The following is an 18,170-nucleotide window of genomic DNA, read 5'->3' as shown; positions in this document are numbered from 1 at the left end:
CTTGCTGTAGGGTTTCGTCACCGTCTTTTCAACTTCCGTCCCGCATTTCCATTTGAAAGCCACGCCATGACCGACCTGATCCGCCTGACCGCCTGCGATGCCGTCGACCTTCTGAAATCCGGCGATGTCACGCCGATGGAGATGATCGCGGCGGCTTTCGACCGGATCGACGCGGTGGACGGTACGGTCAATGCGATGGTTACCCGCTGTCGCGACCGCGCGGAAGCACAGGCGGCGAAGGCGGACCGGAACAGCCTGCTTGCCGGCCTGCCGGTCGGAATCAAGGATCTGACTGAGCTGGCCAGCGTCCGCTGTACCTATGGTTCGCCGATTTTCGAAGACTTCATCCCTGATTTCACCGACATACCGGCCGCCAATCTCGAAGCCAATGGCGCAATTCCGATCGGCAAGACCAACACGCCGGAATTCGGCGCCGGCGCCAATACGTTCAATGCGGTCTTCGGCATCACCCGCAATCCCTGGGATATCTCCAGGAGTTGCGCGGGGTCGTCCGGTGGATCGGCAGTGGCCCTCGCGACCGGGCAATGCTGGCTCGCCAGCGGGTCCGATCTGGGCGGCAGCCTGCGGACGCCGGCCAGTTTTTGCGGCGTCGTCGGGCTGCGACCCAGCCCCGGTTGCGTACCGCGCCTCAACCCCGGTGACCCGTTCGGTACAATGAGTGTTGAAGGTCCGATGGGCCGCACCGTGGAAGACACGGCCCTTATGCTCGACGCCATGGCCGGCCGCGATCCCCGTGACCCGATCAGCCAACCGGCACCCACCCCTTCCTTCCGGGAAACGTGCCGCCAGACCGCGCCGCCGAAAAGGATCGCCTACAGTCTGGACCTGGGCGGCATCATTCCGGTCGACCCGGCGGTGCAGACCGTGTTCGAGAGCGCATTGGAACGCCTGCGCGACATGGGTGTCGAACTGGTGGAGTCCTGCCCGGACTTCAGCGAGGCCATCGAAACATTCAAGGTCCTGCGTGGTCTGGGTTTCGTCAACGGACACCGCGACAAATATGGCGATCCGGCCCTGCGTGCCAAGTTGAAGGACGATGTGATCTGGAACATCGAATACGGCATGGGCCTGACGGCGGATGACATCGCAGCAGCCCAGCGCAGCCGCGGCGCCATCTACATGGATGCGGTATCGCTGCTGACGGAACGCGGATTCGACGCCTTTGTCTGCCCAACCTCCATCGTGCCCCCTTACCCGGCCGAGCAGCTCTGGGTCGACGAAGTGAACGGCCAGCGGTTCGACAACTACATCCACTGGCTTGCCATGGTCTCGGCCATCACCTTGACGGCGATGCCGTCGGTGTCTGTACCGGCCGGATTCACAACGGACGGTCTGCCGGTGGGTATCCAGTTTGTCGGCGGGCCGCGGGGCGAAGGACGCGTTCTCGGCCATGCACGGCATTTCGAGGCGGCGGCAGGCCTGGCAACGGGCCTGCCCATCGATCCTCGCGGGCAGGCCTGAACCCGCGCCCCGTTCCGGACTTGCCGCCTCGCGGCGTAGTCGCTAGCGTTGCAGCGCAGCATCAGCCGCGGGCCCGCAGATTTCGGGCCCGCATGCCAGTATAACGCCGAGGAGCCTTTCCCATGGACAGTCCGCGACTGCATACCGACCTGAACGGTTTTTTCATCGAGGACCTGTCGGTCGGCATGACGGCGGTCTTTGCCAAGACCATCACGGAAGCGGATATCGTATTGTTCTCCGGGGTGACGGGGGACATGAATCCAGTCCATGTGAACGAGGATTTCGCTGCCGACACGATGTTCAAGGGCCGGATTGCCCACGGCATGCTGACGGCCAGTCTGATCTCAACGGTTCTGGGTATGAAAATGCCCGGGCCGGGCTGTATCTACCTCAGTCAGGATCTGAAATTCCTGGCCCCTGTTCGCGCCGGTGACACGGTCACGGCCAAGGCGGTCATTCTGGACATCATCCCGGAGAAGAAACGTATCATCTGCAAGACCACGGCGTCCGTCGGCGACAAGCTGGTATGCGATGGCGAGGCCAAGATGATGGTGCGCAGCCGATCGGAGGAAGAAGCGACCAAGGCGGCCTCCGCCTGAGGCGTTTTCAGTGCAGGCGGAAACGGCTAACCTGCCAACAGCCAGTCATACCAGCCGGAGCGGCACGCTTTCATGCAGATTTTCAGGGAAACCGCCGACTTTCCGGCAGAACGCCGGGGCGCGGTCGTTGCTTTGGGCAATTTCGACGGGGTGCATCGCGGCCATCAATCGGTAATCGGCCAGGCCGGAGAGATCGCGGAGGAACGCGGAGTCGATCTGGCGGTCATGACGTTCGAACCCCATCCGCGCGCCTATTTCCGGAAGGACGACCCACCCTTCCGCCTCACCCCCTTCACCAACAAGGCCCATCAGTTGCAGGCGCTGGGCGTGGATTCCCTGATCTGCCTGAACTTTGACGGATCGCTGGCGGCACTGGAGGCGGAGGCATTCATTCAGTCGGTCCTGGTCGACGGGATCGGCGTCGGCGTCCTGGTCGTGGGCTACGATTTCAAGTTCGGCCGCGGGCGCACCGGCGATATCGAGACACTGAAGGCGGACGGTCGGTTCGAGACCCTGGTGATCGAACCCTCAGCTTCCGCGACTGGAGAAATATATTCCTCGACCCGGATTCGGGATTATCTGGCCGGTGGTCAACCCGGTCAGGCCGCCGCCCTGCTGGGCCGGCCCTTCGAGATCGAAGGCGAGGTATTGCATGGCGACCAGATCGGCCGGACCATCGGCTTCCCGACGGCAAACCTGGATCTGGGCGATTATATCCGGCCAGCCTATGGCGTTTACGCCGTGCGGGTGGGCGTTGAAACCGGACGGGTGGGCCAGACCGTTTGGTGCGACGGCGTCGCCAATCTGGGCAAGCGGCCGACCGTGGACGGCTTGACGGAGAAGTTCGAAGTCCACCTGTTCGACTTCGACCGCGACCTATACGGGACGCATATGCGCGTCGCCCTGATCGAATTCATTCGCGGCGAACGGAAATTCGACGGGCTGGATGCGCTGAAAACTCAGATTGCCAAAGACTGCCACAGCGCGCGGGTCATCCTCGACACACGCGCCGCCGGGGCCTGATCGATCATTCGGCGGGCTGCGCCACCACCTTGTCCATGTTGTGCGGCTTGACCCGGTTGGCGACCATCCGGTCATGAAGACGCGTGATCATCCGGCTGCCGGTCTTTTCGAAGGCGAAGGGCAGAAACGCATGAACGACGCAGCACAGTCCAGCCAGCAGCAACGGGCCGGCAAAGCTGAAAGCCGTTCCCATATGCTCGGTGTAGGTTTCCCCGACAGAGGCCGGGTGTTTGGTAAAGGCACTGTGCAACATATTCATCCCCTTGCTTCGACCCTGTAATCATGCCTCAGGTTTCGGGAAAATGGATTTCAAACATGCTGACATTTTTCCCATTTCGTGATATTTTTTTCTAATCTTGTTAATTTTTCGAGCGTTTCATTCTATGGCTCTCGACTCGATTGATCGGCGCATCCTCCAGGAACTGCAGCAGGATGCATCCCTGTCGACCGCCGACCTCGCGGACCGTGTCGGCCTTTCGACAACGCCGTGCTGGCGCCGGGTCCGGCATCTGGAAAGCGCCGGCTATATCAAGAAGCGGGTCGCCCTTCTGGATCGCGAACGGCTTGGGGTCGCGACGACGGTTTTTGTGGCGGTAAAGACGCGATCCCATGCCGCCGACTGGCTGGACAAGTTTGCCGGCGCCGTTCGGGACATGCCGGAGGTCGTCGAGTTTCATCGGATGAGCGGCGATGTCGATTATCTGATGAAAGTCGTCGTCCCGGACATTCCGGCCTATGATGCCTTCTACAAGCGGTTGATTTCCAAGATCGACCTGTCGGACGTCTCCTCCAGTTTCGCCATGGAGGAGATCAAGACGACGACCGCCCTGCCCCTGGACTATCTCGACTGACCCCTACACAGATCGGCGGACGGCTTCTATCTTGGGAGGCGAACCCTTGAAACTGGGAGAAAATGCAATGGGTGACATGATCGACTATCCGTGCCCGGACGGGAGCCGCGCCAAGGGATATCTGGCGAAGGCGGAATCGCCGAAAGGGTCCATCGTCCTGATCCAGGAATGGTGGGGTCTCAATGACCAGATCAAGGGCGTCGCCGACCGGTTTGCGAAGGCCGGCTTCACGACATTGGCGCCGGACCTGTTCGAAGGCCGTGTGACGAAGGATCCCGACGAGGCGAACCACATGATGTCCGGCCTGGATTTCCCCGGTGCGGCCAATCAGGACATTCGCGGCGCGCTGCAGTATCTGAAATCCGATGGCGGCAAGGCGGCGGTCCTCGGCTTCTGCATGGGCGGCGCGCTGACCATCATTGCTGGGGTCAAACTTCCAGAATGCGACTCCGCGGTCTGCTATTACGGCATCCCGCCCAAGGAAGTGGCCGATCCCGCGGCAATGCGGGTTCCGTTCATGGGGCATTTCGCAACCCAGGACGACTGGTGTACGCCTGCCGCCGTTGCGGCCCTCAAGAACGACATGGCGGCGGTCGAAACCCCGGTGGAGATCTACGACTACGAAGGCGAACACGGATTCTTCAACGATACCCGAGAGGTCTATGACAGGTCCGCCGCGGAGCTGAGCTGGGACCGCAGCATAGCCTTCCTGGAACGGACACTGGCCTGAGTACCTCCCGGTGGCGTCCGCGCGTCTCGCGGTTCTGGCAATCGCGATCCTGACCTTCTTGAGTTTCGGCGGTCCGTTCTCCGATACGTTGGAACTGCTGTCTCATTGGCGCATCCAGATTCTGGGGCTGGCGGTCCTGGTGGCGGTTCTGGCCACCTGGCGCAGCAATCGCAGAATTCAGGCCGCCGCCCTGGCGGTCTGTGTTCTGAATGCCTGGCCCATGGGGCAGCATCTGGCGCGGTCTGCGCCGGTCGCGGAGGGCCACGCACAGCCTTCTGACATCACCGTTCTGGCCGCCAACCTTCATGGCGACAAGGTCGATCCCCTGTCCTTCGGCACGCTGCTGGATGAAACCGATCCGGACATCGTCGTGCTGACGGAGGTCACGAAGCCGGTCGAAACACGACTACGGACCCGGCTGCGCGATCACCACTTCGCCTGGGCAGGCGATCCGAACCGGCTGTTCTCCATCCTGATCGGCGTGCGCGGTCGGCAGCCCGCACCGGAAGTCCGCGACACGCTGCCGGATCAAAACTTTCCCTGGGCCAGCCTTGAGGCCTGCCCGCATGCCTGCGCAACGATCATCGCGGTACATGCCCCGCATCCGGACGGCCTTTCCCCGTTTAATGCCCAATCCCGGCAGTTCGCCGAAATCATGGCGGAATCGCCCGACATCCTGCCGGACGTCCTGCTGGGTGATCTGAACACCACGCCCTGGTCCCCGCATTACGCACGTCTGCTGGACAATACCGGCCTCAAAGACGCGGCGCCGGGTATCGGCTGGGTGAACACATGGCTTTCCGCCCTGCCGGGCCTGGGCCTGAGGCTGGATCACATTCTGGTCGGCCCGCGCGTGGCCGTCCGATCTTACAAGGTCGGCCCCAATATCGGATCGGACCACCGTCCCGTGATTGCCCGGCTGTCGGTCGCGGAATAGCACCATCGAGGCCACTTCCCGCTTGTGTGCAAGACCGGACGGACTAATCTGCGGCCCATGTCGGACATCTACACTTTGCATCGCGGCAAGACGCCGCTTCTCGTCAGCGTTCCGCACGCCGGAACGGCCGTTCCCCCGGATATTGCCGAGCGGCTTTCGGACGCCGCGAAGCCCGTGCCGGACACCGACTGGCATGTCCACACCCTGTATGACTTTGCCGCCAGCCTCGGCGCGTCGATCCTGATCGCGCATTACTCGCGCTATGTCGTGGACCTCAATCGCCCGCAAAACGACGAGAGCCTATATCCCGGACAGACGACAACCGGACTGACCCCGGTCGACACGTTCAACGGCGAACCGATTTATCGCGACGACATCGATCCGGATGTCTCGGAAGTCATGGCCCGTGTGACCGGGTACTGGCAGCCCTATCACACGGCCCTGCGGGAAGAACTCGACCGCCTTCGCGAGATGCACGGGCACGCGGTCCTATGGGACGCGCATTCGATAGCCTCCGAAGTGCCGCGCCTGTTTGACGGCAAGCTGCCGGATTTCAACCTGGGCACAAATGGCGGTCAGAGCTGTGACGAAACCCTGGCCAATGCCGTTCTGGCGAAGGCGGAGGCCGCAGCGCCGGACTACACCACCGTTCTGAACGGCCGGTTCAAGGGTGGCTTCATCACCCGGAACTACGGCGATCCGGAGAACGGTGTCCACGCGATCCAGCTTGAACTCAGCCAGGCAACCTATATGAGCGAGGGCCCACCCTGGCCGTATCGCATCGATCTGGCGAACAAGGTCCGCCCCCACCTGCAGGGTTTCCTGCAGACCTGCATCGACTGGCGGCCGGCCTGATCAGCCCTCCTTGTTCTTCTTTCCGACGGCATCGAGGCCCAGCAGACGCAGGACCCGTTGGTGATCGCCGCCGCCTTCGACCAGCTCGATCAGCAACTCGCCGAAGCTCATGTTTCCCCAGGTCACGGCCCGTTTAACCAGGTAGGGGACGGGGCTGTGCGGCTCGGTCCGGATAAGGTAGTCCGCCGCCTCGCTCAGGCGCTGATAGGCCTCTGCCCGGCTCTGTATCGGCCCCGCGGGACCGGTGGCCGGCGGCGTTTTCACATCGCTCGCCATGGCAGTTGTCTCCTCTCCGTCGGTCTCGCCCGTTTCGGCGACGTCCGCCGCGTCCTCGGCATCGCCCGGCAATGTGCCGCCCTTCTGTTCCATCCAGCCCCGTGACCGGCCTTCAATGTCCTGCAGAACCGTTCGAATTCTCGCGAGGGAGGGCGATTCCTTGGGGCAATGCTCCTCCAGCAAAAGGTCCAGACGCTCCAGTTCTCCCAGACAGGCTTCCGCCACGCCGACCATGTGGATGTAGTAGTCCACCGGCGTCAGTTCGACCGAGGTCTCGAACTGGGTGCGGTTGAAATAGCGCTTCTGCTCCTTGGCGGCAGCGTTAGGGTCGCGCTGTTTCAGATTCTCGATCCGAAGCACGTCCTCCCAGTTCTTGAGGCTCATTGGCTGCGCATCGGCGCCGGTCGGTGCCGTGATCTTCACCAGGCGCAGCATCACAGGAAACTGCTCAGACGCCCAGCGCAGCGGCCCCAGCCGGTAATCCAGGTCTCCGTCCTCGTCGATCTTCGGATGGATGTCGGCCCAGAAATCCTCAATCAGGGAACAGGTAAGATCGATTCCCCGTCGAAATCCGCGCAGGCCCTGCTGATGCGTCCAGGCCTCGGTGAGCCAGAGCGCGAGATGAAGATCCTTGCTCTTTTTCGACAAGGCATCCTGGCACAGGCGCTCGACGGCCGGCCAGTCCGCGCGCTTCACCTCGGTTTCCCATACCCCTTGCGGCAGGTTCGGATCCTCGTCGCGGCGGTGTTCCCGGATGGCGTCGAAGGTTCCTTCGTACCGCAGGTTCTCGCCGCAAGGCGCGTCCCCCGGCAGCGGCGTCAGCAGCGCTTCGGGCGGCCCGTCGTCCACCACCTCCGGCGGCGGTTCGGCAGGGGCGTCCCCTTCGGTCTCTTCGGCGGCGTCACTCATTCCTCAGGGCTCCAGGCGCGGGGCTTCGTAGGGAAACGGCGTCATCACTAGCGGCACCGGCTGCCCTTCAAGCAAGGTCGAAAGCTCCACCCTGAGGAACAGCCTCGCCGGCTCGATCGAGCCACCGTCAACCGGCCTTGTCGGAATCTCGACCCGCAGGGTATGCGGTCTGGAATCAACAAACTCGGCGAAATCATCCGATCCCGACCGGTGCCGACGGATCAGATCCATCAGCGACCAGAGATTGTCATATACGATCTCGACACGACGGCCGTCGACCCGGATATGCGGCTGATCCACCGCGATGGCTGGAATTCGGGTCGAATTCTCCGCCCAGCGCAGTCGCAGAGAGATCGCTTCGCCCAGACTCCATCGCAGGGGCTTCTTCTCTCCTCGCAGCGTCACCGTGTCCGGCCCCGACGACAACTGCCAATCGATAACCTGATCGCCCCCGACTTCCCGGCCGCGATTGACGCGGAAGCTGACATCCAGGTTGAAGACGGGCGTGTCCTCCCCGCCGCTCGAGGCCAGCCACGGGCCGAACAGGTCGCGAATTCGGTCCATTCGCGTCACGAATTCCAGGGCCCGGTCACGACTGAATCCCAGATCGTCGGCCTGCTCCAGTGCCAGTCGCGCCGCCTCCACCTCGCGGTCGTAACGGGCGAAGAAGGCACGAAGGTCCCGTGGTGATGCTTCTCGCATATCCGCCTCATAGGGCGTCAGCGTGAAGGGATAGCGTCCTGCAAGGTAATCCTCGAACGCATCGGCAATCGCGGAATAGGCGGTCTGTGCCTCGACCCCGGCCAGATCCAGGCAGCGGCTGCGAATGCCACGGCTCAGCCGCGTGATGCGGTCCAGGAAGAAGTCCGCCGACCGCCGTTCGGTGGCAGCTGCATCGAGCGTTTCCGCGCAGGTCGCAAACCGGACGTCGAGCATAGGCCCGGTGATGAAGCGTTCCAGTTCCGCGACGGTGTTGTCGGCCTGCTGCAACTCGTATTTCTGCAGTTCCTCGATGATGCGGCGCCATTTGCCCAACAGCCCCGCCTCACGCTCCGACAAGCGAATGTCCAGGCCCGACAGGAAGTCGGAAATCGGCTTCACATAACCATTGGCGATGATACCGATCCGGGCGCGCTGCTGGGCCAGGACATCCCGCAGTTCGAAGGCATCACGCGCCCGGAACGCGGTCAGCGCTAGTCCCGGCGTGCCATCCCAGAAGTCAAAGTCGCCGCCGCGCGGAACATACAGAGCCCCGGCGGAAAACAGCGAATCCGCTTCTTCGACCATGGCAAAGGCTGTTGCGACGCTCAGATCCAACAGGTCGAGATAGCTGTCCTCCAGTCCGAGTTCATCATAGGCGCCCAGAATTTCCGTCAGAACCATGCCGGCTTCCGAAAAGGCGCTGACCGCCCGTCGCAAAGCATCTTCCGATTGGACGCTACTCGCCGCCCGTCCCCGCGCACGAACCATTGCCGATGCGACACGGTCGTTCACCGCACGCTCCAGCAGTTCTCCACCGGCCGTTCGGATCAGCGGCTGCAGCCCGCGCGGCACACGATCGAGTTCCTCGCGCACAAAGCTTTCGTAGGACTCCACGAGGTCCAGCCCCTCGCTCAACACCCTGGCATCCCACTCCACGGCGCTGCCGCTCACCGGTGGTGACGGTAGCGGCTGGTATCGGCCTTCGCGCATGAACGGCTGCTGGAACAGGGCCTCCACAACCGCATAGAATTCCGTCACCTGCGGGGCGAGACGCAGTACCGTCCTGTCGCCGTCACGATCCAATAACGGCCCGACCGATATGGACCTGATGTCAGGCAAGGCGGCGCGCAGTTTCGCCAGACCGTTCTCATGGGCGGCATTGAACCCGACCACCGTCTGGGGCCCCAGCAGCAAGGATCCGCCGATACGATCCGAAATCGACGCATAGGCGACAGCCGGGTCAAAGGACGGGTCGTCCATCCAGGAATATTTCGGATCCTCCAGCATCTGCCGCACATCTGCGATCTTGCGCCGCAAGGCACGCAGCGCATCCAGACCGGCCGAACGACGGGTCGAGAGGTCGTCCATCATCACGGCCAGTTCTGATAGGGCAACCCTCAGGGGATTGCCGGCATAGAGCTCTTCAATCGCCGCATTCATATAGCTTTCGAAGCGACCACCGATCTCCCGGCTATATGCCGTCAGCGGCACCGGCCGATAGTTGGAACCGCTGAGCGCGTCGCTGTAGAAATCCGAATTTTCAAGGAAGCTCTCCGGAAGCCGGACGTTGAAAAGGTAGTCGACAAGGCGCCGGACATCTTCGAGGCTTCGGGTTTCCGTCAGCCCGTTGTATCGCTCGACCGCGGACTCGAAATCCCGGACAGCCAGCATGTAGTCGCGCAAACGGGCAAATTCCGGGCCGCGCTCGACCGGGTCGAGGAGACGAGGCGCAGCACGGCCGCGCTCGGCATCCGACAGAGAGGCTGCAACGCGTTCCAGCGCTGAATCGCCTGCGAAAGCACCTTCTTCGCGGGGCGGAATTCGACCGGCTGCGATCGACACGCCACGCTCGTTCAGGGCATTGCCCATGGCCTGCAGAATGAACAGGTTGAAGGCATCGGTTGTAACGCGCACTACACGGTCATCCACGTCCGCCAACCAGGACGAGGGGATGATGAAGGAGTGGAAGGACCCTGTATCCAGGGATGCCATCCCCTCCAGAAGGACAAGGGCCCGTTCACGGCTGAACCCCGCTGCGGCCGTGTCATGATCACCGGCGCGCTGATTGGCTCGGACTTCGCGGATATCCTGCGCGACGGTGTCGATGAACGGCGTTACCGTCTGAACATCGTGATGCATGTCGGCATGCAGGTACCACAGAGCGAGACCACCGAAGACAAGCACGCCAAGCGCACCGGCCTGAGCCCCGGTCGCCATCTTGTTGCGCGCGGTCAGGGCCCGTTTCACCGGACGCGCCATGTTGCGCTCCGGAAAGATCTTCGTCTCGAACAGATCCCGCAGGAACACCGGATAGGCCTGGCGTGCCCGCGGGCCGCCATAGACGCCCGACAGAACCGGAACCGGCCGCTCCATGTCGCTGAACTCGACACCGCTGTCGCCGGTAAACCAGATGCCGCGCAGCGTGAAACTGTCGTGGTACACGCTGGGTTTGAAAATCTGGCGCAGATAGTTTCGCAGCGGTTCGCGCAGGCCGTTGAACGCCGCCGGCAGCCGATAGATGTCCTCGGCGACCGACGCTTCGCCCACCGTGGCAAAGATCTCCATCTGGGTGGCCTGGAGCCCGGTGCCCACGGTCTCGATCGCTTCGTCGACCCATTGTTCGCGAAACTCGGTCTCGAAGCTGTAGGGACTGGCCCAACCGAGCATGTCGGCCAGCGAATGATCGGGCAACTCGCCGACGAGGGTCTGGAATCCGGGTAACCGATCCAGCTTTGTCACCACCACATAGACCGGGAAACTGAGGCCCAGACGACTTTGCGCCTGCCATAGTTTCTTGTAGATCGCATCGCCCCGCTGGGCGATGTCTTCCGGCGGCCGCAGCGCCCCCTGCTCATCCAGGAAATCCTCAATCGGGATGGTCAGAATGACGCCGTCGACCGGGCGGCGAGGCCGATACCGGTCCAGAAAGCCAAGAAACCGCTTCCAGGCCGTGGTGTTCGACCCGCGACCGTCCTTCTGCCGGATCAGCGTACCGGCGGTGTCCAGTACGACGCCCCGGTCAAAGAACCACCATTTGCAGGCTGGGCGCAGGTCTTCGTAGTCTTCTGCCGGATGACCGACCGGGAGGTCCATTCCGGTATGGGCAATCAGCGAGGATTTCCCGGACTGCTCAGGTCCGACCAGCAGGTACCAGGGGATGGCATAGCGCCAGTCGCGTCCGGACACGTGCCGGCGCAGTATCTTCAGCGCATGCTGGAAGCTCTTCCGCATCGGCAGCAGCGGCAGGTCGTCCGGTTCGGCCGAAAACGGCTCATAGTCCGGATCGTCATCCACGCCACGGACCTCGTCCCCGTCCTCCGCCGTCGGATCCTTCTTCCGCATCCGGCGCATGACGATGATCAGGAAAACCGTGAGCGCCAGCGCCAGAAAGACCAGGAAGCCGACAATGCCGGGCAGGTACGGCGTGATGCGGAACAGAATATCCCGGATGGCGTCCCACATGCTCATGATCGCAGCATCCCGGTCATCGATTCTGCTCCTCGAGATTCAGCGCCTCGATCAGCGGCGCCATCACGTCGTGGAACACGAAATGCGATGCGATCAGATAGATCAGCACAGCAGCCCCCAGCGCCCAGAACCACCGGGTTGGAGACGGCAACAGACGCGCAGTCACGTTGCCATGGGTATGCTGATAAGCCTCCGGCACGATCCGCGTGGCCGGGTCGCCCAGATCCGGACGCTTCTGGAAAATGTAGTAGTAAAGCTGCTTTCGATACTCCGCGATCCGCGCTTCGTGGCGCCCCCCGGCATAGCGTCCGCGAAAGCCGAGGGTCAGGGCCATCAGATAGACCACGGCGATTTCGGCCTGAACGCGATCCCCGGTCTGCAGCAGCTTCTCCAGACGCTTGAACACGACATCACCGGCGTTGTAGCTGCCAAAGAGCCGCGTCTCCAGAAGGTCATTGCGCCAGAAGTTGCGGCCCGCCCAGTCCAGATTGATGAAAATCTCGTCCGCCAGGGCAGCCATGACATATTGTGCTTCGCGATAGTACAGGACACCGTATTCGCCGCCCCGATGACCGGCCTCCAGCGCCTGCATCTCTAGGAGCGTCTGAAGTTTCTGAAGCGCTTCCTCCGCCGAAAGCCCAACGGACGGACGGGCTGCCTTCGGCACAGGGTCTTCGCCCTCATCCTCGTCGTCGACCGGTTGCTCCGGCAGCGGCGGCGCGGCCTCTCCCGGCAAGGGCGGTGGTCCAACGGCGAAACCCGGCAGCGGCGGCGGGGGCGGACCGTCCGAGGCATCTTCCTCCTCGAAACTCTCGTAGTCTCCTGGGGCGCGACCCGACCGCAGGGCCGCATCCCGCAGCACCATGACCTCATCGTAGAATTCGCGGAACTGGTCCAGCACATAGGCCCCCGCACCGCCCATGGCGGTGGCGGCGGCGACGGAGGCGGACCGCGCAGACATGGCCGGGCCCTACCGGTCGTCGCCCGACGAATTGCGGACGTAGAGGACTATTTCCTGCGGGGGCTCCCGCCGACCGCGGTCGCCAGACAGAATGGACAGACGTTCGCCGGGCACGATGTCGTCGAAATTCACCTCGATCTTGAACAGGACGACACCACGGGTCGGCACAACGTCCAGCGCCTTATCACGATCAATGCGGTGACGCGGCGCGCCCAGGACACGTTTTGCCCGCATCGGCGTAATCACCGATTCGGACCCGATCAGGGCGGTGTCCATCCACGCGATGACATCGGATTCCGTCATGTCCGCCCGAGCCCGTACACCGACGGTCAGGTCATCATCGCACCACTCCGGCTCGATCTTGAGACTGAATATTCCATCGGCCTCGGCAAACGGCAGTGCGGTATAGGCCTCCGAGATCCGGTCCAGCATCTGGATCACGAAATCATGGGCTGCAACGAAACTGGCGCGCGGATTGGCGTGATCGTAAGCCGGCAGCGCGGGCGGCACCAATGCTCCGCCGACCGCGGTCATGTGACCGACGATGCTGCACAGGGCAAGGTAAAGCGGATACGGATGGCTGGAATCCGTCTTCAGCATGGCCTCGAAGACCGGCAGCCCCGCGACGAGGCCATGAATTGCCGTCTGGGATTCCTGCATCATCGGACGGTCCGACTGCCCCAGCGGCGTCCGAGCCCGTTCGGCGAGATACACGGCCTTCTCCCTTAACCGCGTCGACAGCGTCTGGCACATCTCCCCAATGGCAGAGACACGTGTCACCGCCAGTTGCGGCGGCACGAACTCGGTCAGCGTGAAGGCTTCCTCGCGCAGGGCCACCCGCGCAATCGGAAAGCCGACATATTTCTGTGCCAAGGATTCCGTCATCTGCAGCGACAGGCGCGGCCGGATGCGCGGAATGGTCATTTCGCTTTCGCCGGTCTGTTCGTCCGCGACCGGTAACCCCTCGGTTTCGGAATAGCGGGGCAGGTCGCCGCGCGTGGCGCGCCCCCCCAACCGGCGGACCGGCACCGCGAGGTAGACAGGCATAGGCCCGGAAGCCAGTTCCTCCTGATGATCCGCGACATTCAGTTCCAGCGGATTACCGTCCCCCTGCTGATGGCTGACAATCAGGCCGTCGGGCAGAATCGCCTCCAGTTCCAGGACTCGCAGCACACCGCTGACAAGCTGAACCGGATCAATCTTGATATGGCGGACACCCCACTGAAACGGATTCCCCGTCAGCGCATGATAGGCAACAAGCTCTTCGCCGCGGATCGCCTGCTGCTGAAAATGCTGCGGCGCCAGCAACATGCCCTCATGCCACTGAATGGCATCCGGCAATTCCCGTGCGGATCGCGGCATTCCCCTTCCTTTCATGCTCCCCCGGTCCGACCACCGACACGGGACCGGTTAGAAGTCCCTGATTCCGCGCCCTTGGTCAAGAAACGCAGCCTGTGCGGGCGACTCAGGAATCGGGGTTAAACGGCGTCAGCGTGAAGTCGTCCCGCCCCAGTTCGATACGGATTCCCCGGCGCGTTTCCAACCGCGCCCGATGCGCCCCAGGAGACAGATAGTCGGCAAAGACGAAGGCCGCGACCGCCTTGTCCCCCGATTTGTTTTCCAGCAGGGAATCCGAAATTTCCTCCTGGTCCAAAGACGTCGCCGGCACGACCTCCCAGGACCGGATACCGATACCCTCCGGAAAATCCAGCATGAACTGACGCTTGCGGTCGAACCATTCCGCTGCGGACAAGGATTGGAGCATGTCCACCGCAGCCTCTTCATAGACGAAGACCATGTCGAGCCGCGTGGCGGAGTTGTTGTTGGCATTCGGGGTCGCATGCACCTGAACGGCCTCGACCTGGAACACGGGTGAAGAGACTGCACCGACCAGGCCGCAGCCCGAAAGCCCGCCCGCCACAAGAAATGTACCAATTGCAAGCATGACGGCACGCCGCCCGCGGTCAGCCCCCCACATCCCAGGCATCAGCCCGAACCGCGATTGGCGTGAACGAAGGTCACGATACCCGTCCGCTCACGAAGTTCGCGCACGGCTTCAAGAGCCTCTGCCCGCGTCCGGAAGGATCCGGCCCGGACGTAGTACAAGACATTGCCGGACACGCCGGTTTCCTCTGCGATTCCGCCTTGAGCGACGGGGGTAATCTCCCGAACGAGCGCTTCTGCATTAGCGCGATCGCGGAAGGCACCGAACTGCAGGGAGTAGTTTCCAGACGGAGCGGAGAAGACACCGCTGGCAGGCGAAATGGACGCCGTCTGGCGCGGCGGTTCAGCCGGCTTGGAAGGCGGGAAGATAATGCTGTCGGTGACAACAACGCCGGACGTATCGGGCCGTCCCAGACCCCCGGAGGCTGGCGGCGCGATAACGGAGGTCCCGTTCGCCCCGGTCGTCGCGGCCGGTTCAACCGGCCCTCCGGCGACCGCAGTTGCGAGTTGACCTGAATTAAGCGCGGACTGCCGCGCCGCCTCTGCCGCCGCAATCTCCGGCGCCGGCGCCGGCAGGACTTCACGAGCGGCCGTGGCACTGGGCACGACTGTGCTGCGCGACGGGGCAACCGGCTGGACCTGAGGCGATGATTGGGCTGCCAGGCTAGGTGTCGCAGGTGCGGTACGGATGGCAAGGTCACCGCCCTCGTCCGGCTCTCCGAAGATCAGAACCGCGGACAGGAAGCCGGCCACGAAAACGATCAGAACCGACATTGCCGCCCCGCCAATCAAGGCGCCGGCTGTTGCGAACGACGCGGCCGAACGGCGCGCCGTTGCGGAATGCGCAATTTTCGGCGCGTCCTCATAGGCGTCGCCGCGATAACTGCGAGCACGCGGTTCCATATGTTCGAAAAGCTGGGTGATGCTGAGCCGGTCCGCCCGTCGCGCCGCCGTTGGTTCGTCCGGGGAACCCGGCATCCAGGCACCGTCGCCCCCGCGGCGCGGATCGCGACCGACGGCAGGGTCGCGCGACCAGCCACCAAGCACACCGGCGCGCATCTCCGCGCGACCGTCCGATCGCGTCGGTTCGATCGGCAATCCGATCCTGGGGCCGGTACGCCCGATATGTCTGCCGCCGCTTCTGCCGCTCATTCGGCCTACCCTCGAGTCAAAAAACGCCTTCCTCTCAATATCTTGTGGGTCATTCTGAACGCCACGCCAGATACCGGGTTAAGCACGCGTATTGTAACATCCACGGAATCCGGCGATCAAGAATGGAAACGCAAGAAAAAACAAGTAATTACAGATCAACATATAGCATGCACATTAAGGTTCGATACAGGATATCGGCGTCGTCGAATTTGATCAAAAAGAACAAAATAGAGTCAGACGTCGGCAGGGGAGTCCAGCGTCGCTACATCTAATTTTATTTGTTTTCGGCTCCCGGAACTATGGATCCGCCCTTAAAGCGGTCAGGGCAGCAGCACGGTCGGCATCGGCACGACGATGGCTCCGCCATGAGCGCAGGTATCCCCGACACGTGACATCGGAATACCGCCCGCCAGCGCGGTGGGCGAGCCCATGACGACCGTATCCGGCGGCCCGACGCAGACGGCAATCGAGCCGGGACCAATGGCCGGCATGCCGCCGATCAACACCGTCGGCATGGAGGGCGATGAAACAGGGCCACCGACATGCGGCACGATCCCGGTCACCATTGGACAGACATGCATGGCGGTTACAGTCGCCGCTGGCATAGGCATCAGAAATCTCCGTTTCCACGCGGATCCGCGTGTATGGGGAGTCTAGGCCGGTTCGTTTCGAATAGGAAGGGGGGAGACTTCTCAGAGCTTCGCCGGGCTCAGCGTAAAGCTGATCGTTGTGCCGGCTCCATCGTTCGGCGCACACCATATCGTTCCGTCATGACGCTCCACGATCCGGCGGCAGGTGGCCAGACCAATCCCACTGCCGTCGACCCCAACGTCCGGATCAACCCGGTGGAACATATCGAAAATCCGTTCGCGATGCTCTTCAGGAACACCGCGCCCATTATCCGAAACAGAGACAATGATCCGGCTTTCCTGTTCTTCCGCGGTCACGACGATGCGAGGAGAGGCATCCCCCCGGTATTTCAAAGAGTTGCTGATCAAATTCTGCATCAGCAAGAGCAAAAGCCCATGATCGCCGACAACCGCCGGGGCGGCATCCGGAAGCGACAGGGTTGCGCCCTCCGCCGCGATGCGGTCGGCCATCAGTTTCCGAACATCGAAGAACACGCCTTCCAGCGGCACGCGCCCCGCCAGCGCCTTGTCCTGCTTCACCGTCGAAAACTGATAGAGCGCATGGAGCATGCGGTCCATTCGGTCGAGGCCGTCTGTAATATTCGTCAGATACTCGTCCCGTTTCTCGATCGGAAGATCCGGCTGAATCTTGAGGAGCTCGCTGTACCCTTTGACGAAATTGATCGGGTTGCGGAGGTCATGCGCCAGTCGCGCGGCGAAATTCGTCAGGTCCGCATTGCTGCGTTCCAGGGCGGAATGATAGCGACGGAGCTGCCGCTGAATCCTGAATCGCTCCACAGCGGTATCGACGGACCGGCGAATGCTGTTTCGCGTCAGGCGATCCTTCGTCAGATAATCGGTCGCTCCAAGCCTCACCGTATCGGCCGCCACCGCCTCCGACCCGTTGCCGGTCACCACGATGACCGGCGGGTGCTGGTTGGGTAGATACGGGCTCATTTCACGCAAGAAATCGAGCCCCGTCACATCCGGCAGACGGTAATCGATGATGAGGCAGTCCGGCTGTCCTTCCTGGCAGGCGTCCAACGCCTCGGACCCGGACCCGGCCTCGCGTATTCTGGCGATCTTGCCACAGCGCAGCGGCGCATTTTCGAGGCATCGCTTCAGCATCTCCCGATCGGCCGGAGAATCATCGACGATCAAAATGTCCAGCATCGGCACAGCGTCCTCTGTCATGGCGGCAACTCCGCCACCTTGCCCCAGTAGTGCAGAATCCCGTCCATGGCCTGGATCAGGGACTCGAAATCCGGGGGCTTTGTTACAAACCCGTTCGCTCCTGCCCGATAGGCTGATTTTATATCACTGGCCGACCGGGAACTTGAAAAGATAACGACCGGGATGTGACTAAAGTTTTCACTGGATTTTAGGGTCATGAGGACTTCCAGCCCACTGGTCCCGGGCAGGCTCAGATCAAGCAGGATGAGGTCCGGAAGGCTATCCTCTCCGCTCCTGTCGACGCTGTGCTCAAGGAACGCCAGAGCCTCCCGCTCCGAGTCGGCAGCATGCAGCCGGTGCTCGCCCTCAATACGCGCAAGAGCCCGTGAGACGGATTCCACGTCGATCACGTTGTCGTCGACCAGCAGCAGGCTGCACCCGGCTTTCATTCCTCCTCCTGTTTCATCGGTGGCGTCGCC

Annotated in this window: 17 protein-coding genes; 7 read left to right on the top strand and 10 right to left on the bottom strand. The window is 62.5% G+C overall.

The features are described from left to right. Nucleotides 1-66 precede the first annotated feature (66 nt). From R8L07_16325 to R8L07_16315, 3 genes are all read left to right on the top strand, one after another. Complete coding sequence (locus R8L07_16325) at nt 67-1,482, top strand: amidase family protein (GenBank protein ID MDW3207106.1); 1,416 nt, start codon at nt 67-69, stop codon at nt 1,480-1,482. 122 nt (nt 1,483-1,604) lie between these two features. After that, the gene (locus R8L07_16320; GenBank protein MDW3207105.1) at nt 1,605-2,081 is read left to right on the top strand and encodes a MaoC family dehydratase; all 477 of its coding nucleotides are present in this window, start codon (nt 1,605-1,607) and stop codon (nt 2,079-2,081) included. 72 nt (nt 2,082-2,153) lie between these two features. Then, nucleotides 2,154-3,104, top strand: coding sequence for a bifunctional riboflavin kinase/FAD synthetase (locus tag R8L07_16315; protein MDW3207104.1), 951 nt, complete (start codon nt 2,154-2,156; stop codon nt 3,102-3,104). Nucleotides 3,105-3,108: 4 nt separating this feature from the next. Here the strand turns inward: R8L07_16315 and R8L07_16310 are convergent, their stop codons facing one another. Further along, nucleotides 3,109-3,357 carry a DUF6356 family protein gene (locus R8L07_16310; protein ID MDW3207103.1) on the bottom strand — a complete coding sequence of 83 codons (249 nt, stop codon included), beginning with the start codon at nt 3,355-3,357 and terminating at the stop codon, nt 3,109-3,111. A 130-nt stretch (nt 3,358-3,487) separates the two neighbouring features. On the opposite strand from R8L07_16310, the gene R8L07_16305 reads away from it, so the two are divergent. The 4 genes from R8L07_16305 to hutG all read left to right on the top strand — a co-directional run bounded on the left by R8L07_16305 (nt 3,488) and on the right by hutG (nt 6,477). Then, on the top strand, nt 3,488-3,955 hold the full coding sequence (locus R8L07_16305) for an Lrp/AsnC family transcriptional regulator (protein MDW3207102.1): 468 nt from the start codon (nt 3,488-3,490) through the stop codon (nt 3,953-3,955). 67 nt (nt 3,956-4,022) lie between these two features. After that, nucleotides 4,023-4,685, top strand: a complete 663-nt coding sequence (locus R8L07_16300; GenBank protein MDW3207101.1) for a dienelactone hydrolase family protein — start codon at nt 4,023-4,025, stop codon at nt 4,683-4,685. Between the two features lie 10 nt (nt 4,686-4,695). Next, a complete protein-coding gene (locus R8L07_16295) occupies nt 4,696-5,622 on the top strand; it encodes an endonuclease/exonuclease/phosphatase family protein (protein ID MDW3207100.1) in 927 nt (308 codons plus the stop codon). Between the two features lie 57 nt (nt 5,623-5,679). Beyond that, on the top strand, nt 5,680-6,477 hold the full coding sequence (hutG, locus tag R8L07_16290; protein MDW3207099.1) for an N-formylglutamate deformylase: 798 nt from the start codon (nt 5,680-5,682) through the stop codon (nt 6,475-6,477). Here the strand turns inward: hutG and tssA are convergent, their stop codons facing one another. The 9 genes from tssA to R8L07_16245 form a co-directional block, all read right to left on the bottom strand. Next, nucleotides 6,478-7,662 carry a type VI secretion system protein TssA gene (gene tssA, locus R8L07_16285; protein ID MDW3207098.1) on the bottom strand — a complete coding sequence of 395 codons (1,185 nt, stop codon included), beginning with the start codon at nt 7,660-7,662 and terminating at the stop codon, nt 6,478-6,480. Between the two features lie 3 nt (nt 7,663-7,665). Then, nucleotides 7,666-11,832: a type VI secretion protein IcmF/TssM N-terminal domain-containing protein gene (locus R8L07_16280; GenBank protein MDW3207097.1), complete on the bottom strand. Its 4,167-nt coding sequence runs from the start codon at nt 11,830-11,832 to the stop codon at nt 7,666-7,668. A 16-nt stretch (nt 11,833-11,848) separates the two neighbouring features. Next, nucleotides 11,849-12,793, bottom strand: a complete 945-nt coding sequence (locus R8L07_16275; protein ID MDW3207096.1) for a DotU family type IV/VI secretion system protein — start codon at nt 12,791-12,793, stop codon at nt 11,849-11,851. Between the two features lie 9 nt (nt 12,794-12,802). Next, a complete protein-coding gene (tssK, locus tag R8L07_16270) occupies nt 12,803-14,155 on the bottom strand; it encodes a type VI secretion system baseplate subunit TssK (protein ID MDW3207095.1) in 1,353 nt (450 codons plus the stop codon). Nucleotides 14,156-14,258: 103 nt separating this feature from the next. Further along, nucleotides 14,259-14,738 carry a hypothetical protein gene (locus R8L07_16265; GenBank protein ID MDW3207094.1) on the bottom strand — a complete coding sequence of 160 codons (480 nt, stop codon included), beginning with the start codon at nt 14,736-14,738 and terminating at the stop codon, nt 14,259-14,261. A gap of 41 nt (nt 14,739-14,779) precedes the next feature. Further along, entirely contained in the window at nt 14,780-15,889 is a 1,110-nt protein-coding gene (locus R8L07_16260; GenBank protein ID MDW3207093.1) for an SPOR domain-containing protein, read from the bottom strand. Between the two features lie 320 nt (nt 15,890-16,209). Next, nucleotides 16,210-16,500 carry a PAAR domain-containing protein gene (locus R8L07_16255; protein ID MDW3207092.1) on the bottom strand — a complete coding sequence of 97 codons (291 nt, stop codon included), beginning with the start codon at nt 16,498-16,500 and terminating at the stop codon, nt 16,210-16,212. A gap of 81 nt (nt 16,501-16,581) precedes the next feature. Further along, entirely contained in the window at nt 16,582-17,712 is a 1,131-nt protein-coding gene (locus R8L07_16250; protein ID MDW3207091.1) for a hybrid sensor histidine kinase/response regulator, read from the bottom strand. After that, nucleotides 17,709-18,140: a response regulator gene (locus tag R8L07_16245; protein ID MDW3207090.1), complete on the bottom strand. Its 432-nt coding sequence runs from the start codon at nt 18,138-18,140 to the stop codon at nt 17,709-17,711. Before R8L07_16245 ends, R8L07_16250 begins: the two co-directional genes overlap by 4 nt. Nucleotides 18,141-18,170 lie beyond the last annotated feature (30 nt).

The organism is Alphaproteobacteria bacterium (genome assembly GCA_033344895.1).
Classification (GTDB): domain Bacteria; phylum Pseudomonadota; class Alphaproteobacteria; order UBA8366; family Aestuariispiraceae; genus Pacificispira.
The sequence above is the reverse complement of the archived record's forward strand: the minus strand, read 5'-3'. Positions and strand labels throughout refer to the sequence as shown.

Bases quoted from the DNA above. Each gene is read 5' to 3' on its own strand.
- R8L07_16255 (MDW3207092.1), bottom strand. From the start codon at position 16,500: ATGCCTATGCCAGCGGCGACTGTAACCGCCATGCATGTCTGTCCAATG.
- R8L07_16315 (MDW3207104.1), top strand. From the start codon at position 2,154: ATGCAGATTTTCAGGGAAACCGCCGACTTTCCGGCAGAACGCCGGGGC.
- R8L07_16305 (MDW3207102.1), top strand. From the start codon at position 3,488: ATGGCTCTCGACTCGATTGATCGGCGCATCCTCCAGGAACTGCAGCAG.
- R8L07_16320 (MDW3207105.1), top strand. From the start codon at position 1,605: ATGGACAGTCCGCGACTGCATACCGACCTGAACGGTTTTTTCATCGAG.
- R8L07_16325 (MDW3207106.1), top strand. From the start codon at position 67: ATGACCGACCTGATCCGCCTGACCGCCTGCGATGCCGTCGACCTTCTG.
- R8L07_16260 (MDW3207093.1), bottom strand. From the start codon at position 15,889: ATGAGCGGCAGAAGCGGCGGCAGACATATCGGGCGTACCGGCCCCAGG.
- R8L07_16265 (MDW3207094.1), bottom strand. From the start codon at position 14,738: ATGCTTGCAATTGGTACATTTCTTGTGGCGGGCGGGCTTTCGGGCTGC.
- R8L07_16275 (MDW3207096.1), bottom strand. From the start codon at position 12,793: ATGTCTGCGCGGTCCGCCTCCGTCGCCGCCGCCACCGCCATGGGCGGT.
- tssA (MDW3207098.1), bottom strand. From the start codon at position 7,662: ATGAGTGACGCCGCCGAAGAGACCGAAGGGGACGCCCCTGCCGAACCG.
- hutG (MDW3207099.1), top strand. From the start codon at position 5,680: ATGTCGGACATCTACACTTTGCATCGCGGCAAGACGCCGCTTCTCGTC.
- R8L07_16300 (MDW3207101.1), top strand. From the start codon at position 4,023: ATGGGTGACATGATCGACTATCCGTGCCCGGACGGGAGCCGCGCCAAG.
- R8L07_16250 (MDW3207091.1), bottom strand. From the start codon at position 17,712: ATGACAGAGGACGCTGTGCCGATGCTGGACATTTTGATCGTCGATGAT.
- R8L07_16245 (MDW3207090.1), bottom strand. From the start codon at position 18,140: ATGAAAGCCGGGTGCAGCCTGCTGCTGGTCGACGACAACGTGATCGAC.
- R8L07_16310 (MDW3207103.1), bottom strand. From the start codon at position 3,357: ATGTTGCACAGTGCCTTTACCAAACACCCGGCCTCTGTCGGGGAAACC.
- R8L07_16280 (MDW3207097.1), bottom strand. From the start codon at position 11,832: ATGAGCATGTGGGACGCCATCCGGGATATTCTGTTCCGCATCACGCCG.
- tssK (MDW3207095.1), bottom strand. From the start codon at position 14,155: ATGCCGCGATCCGCACGGGAATTGCCGGATGCCATTCAGTGGCATGAG.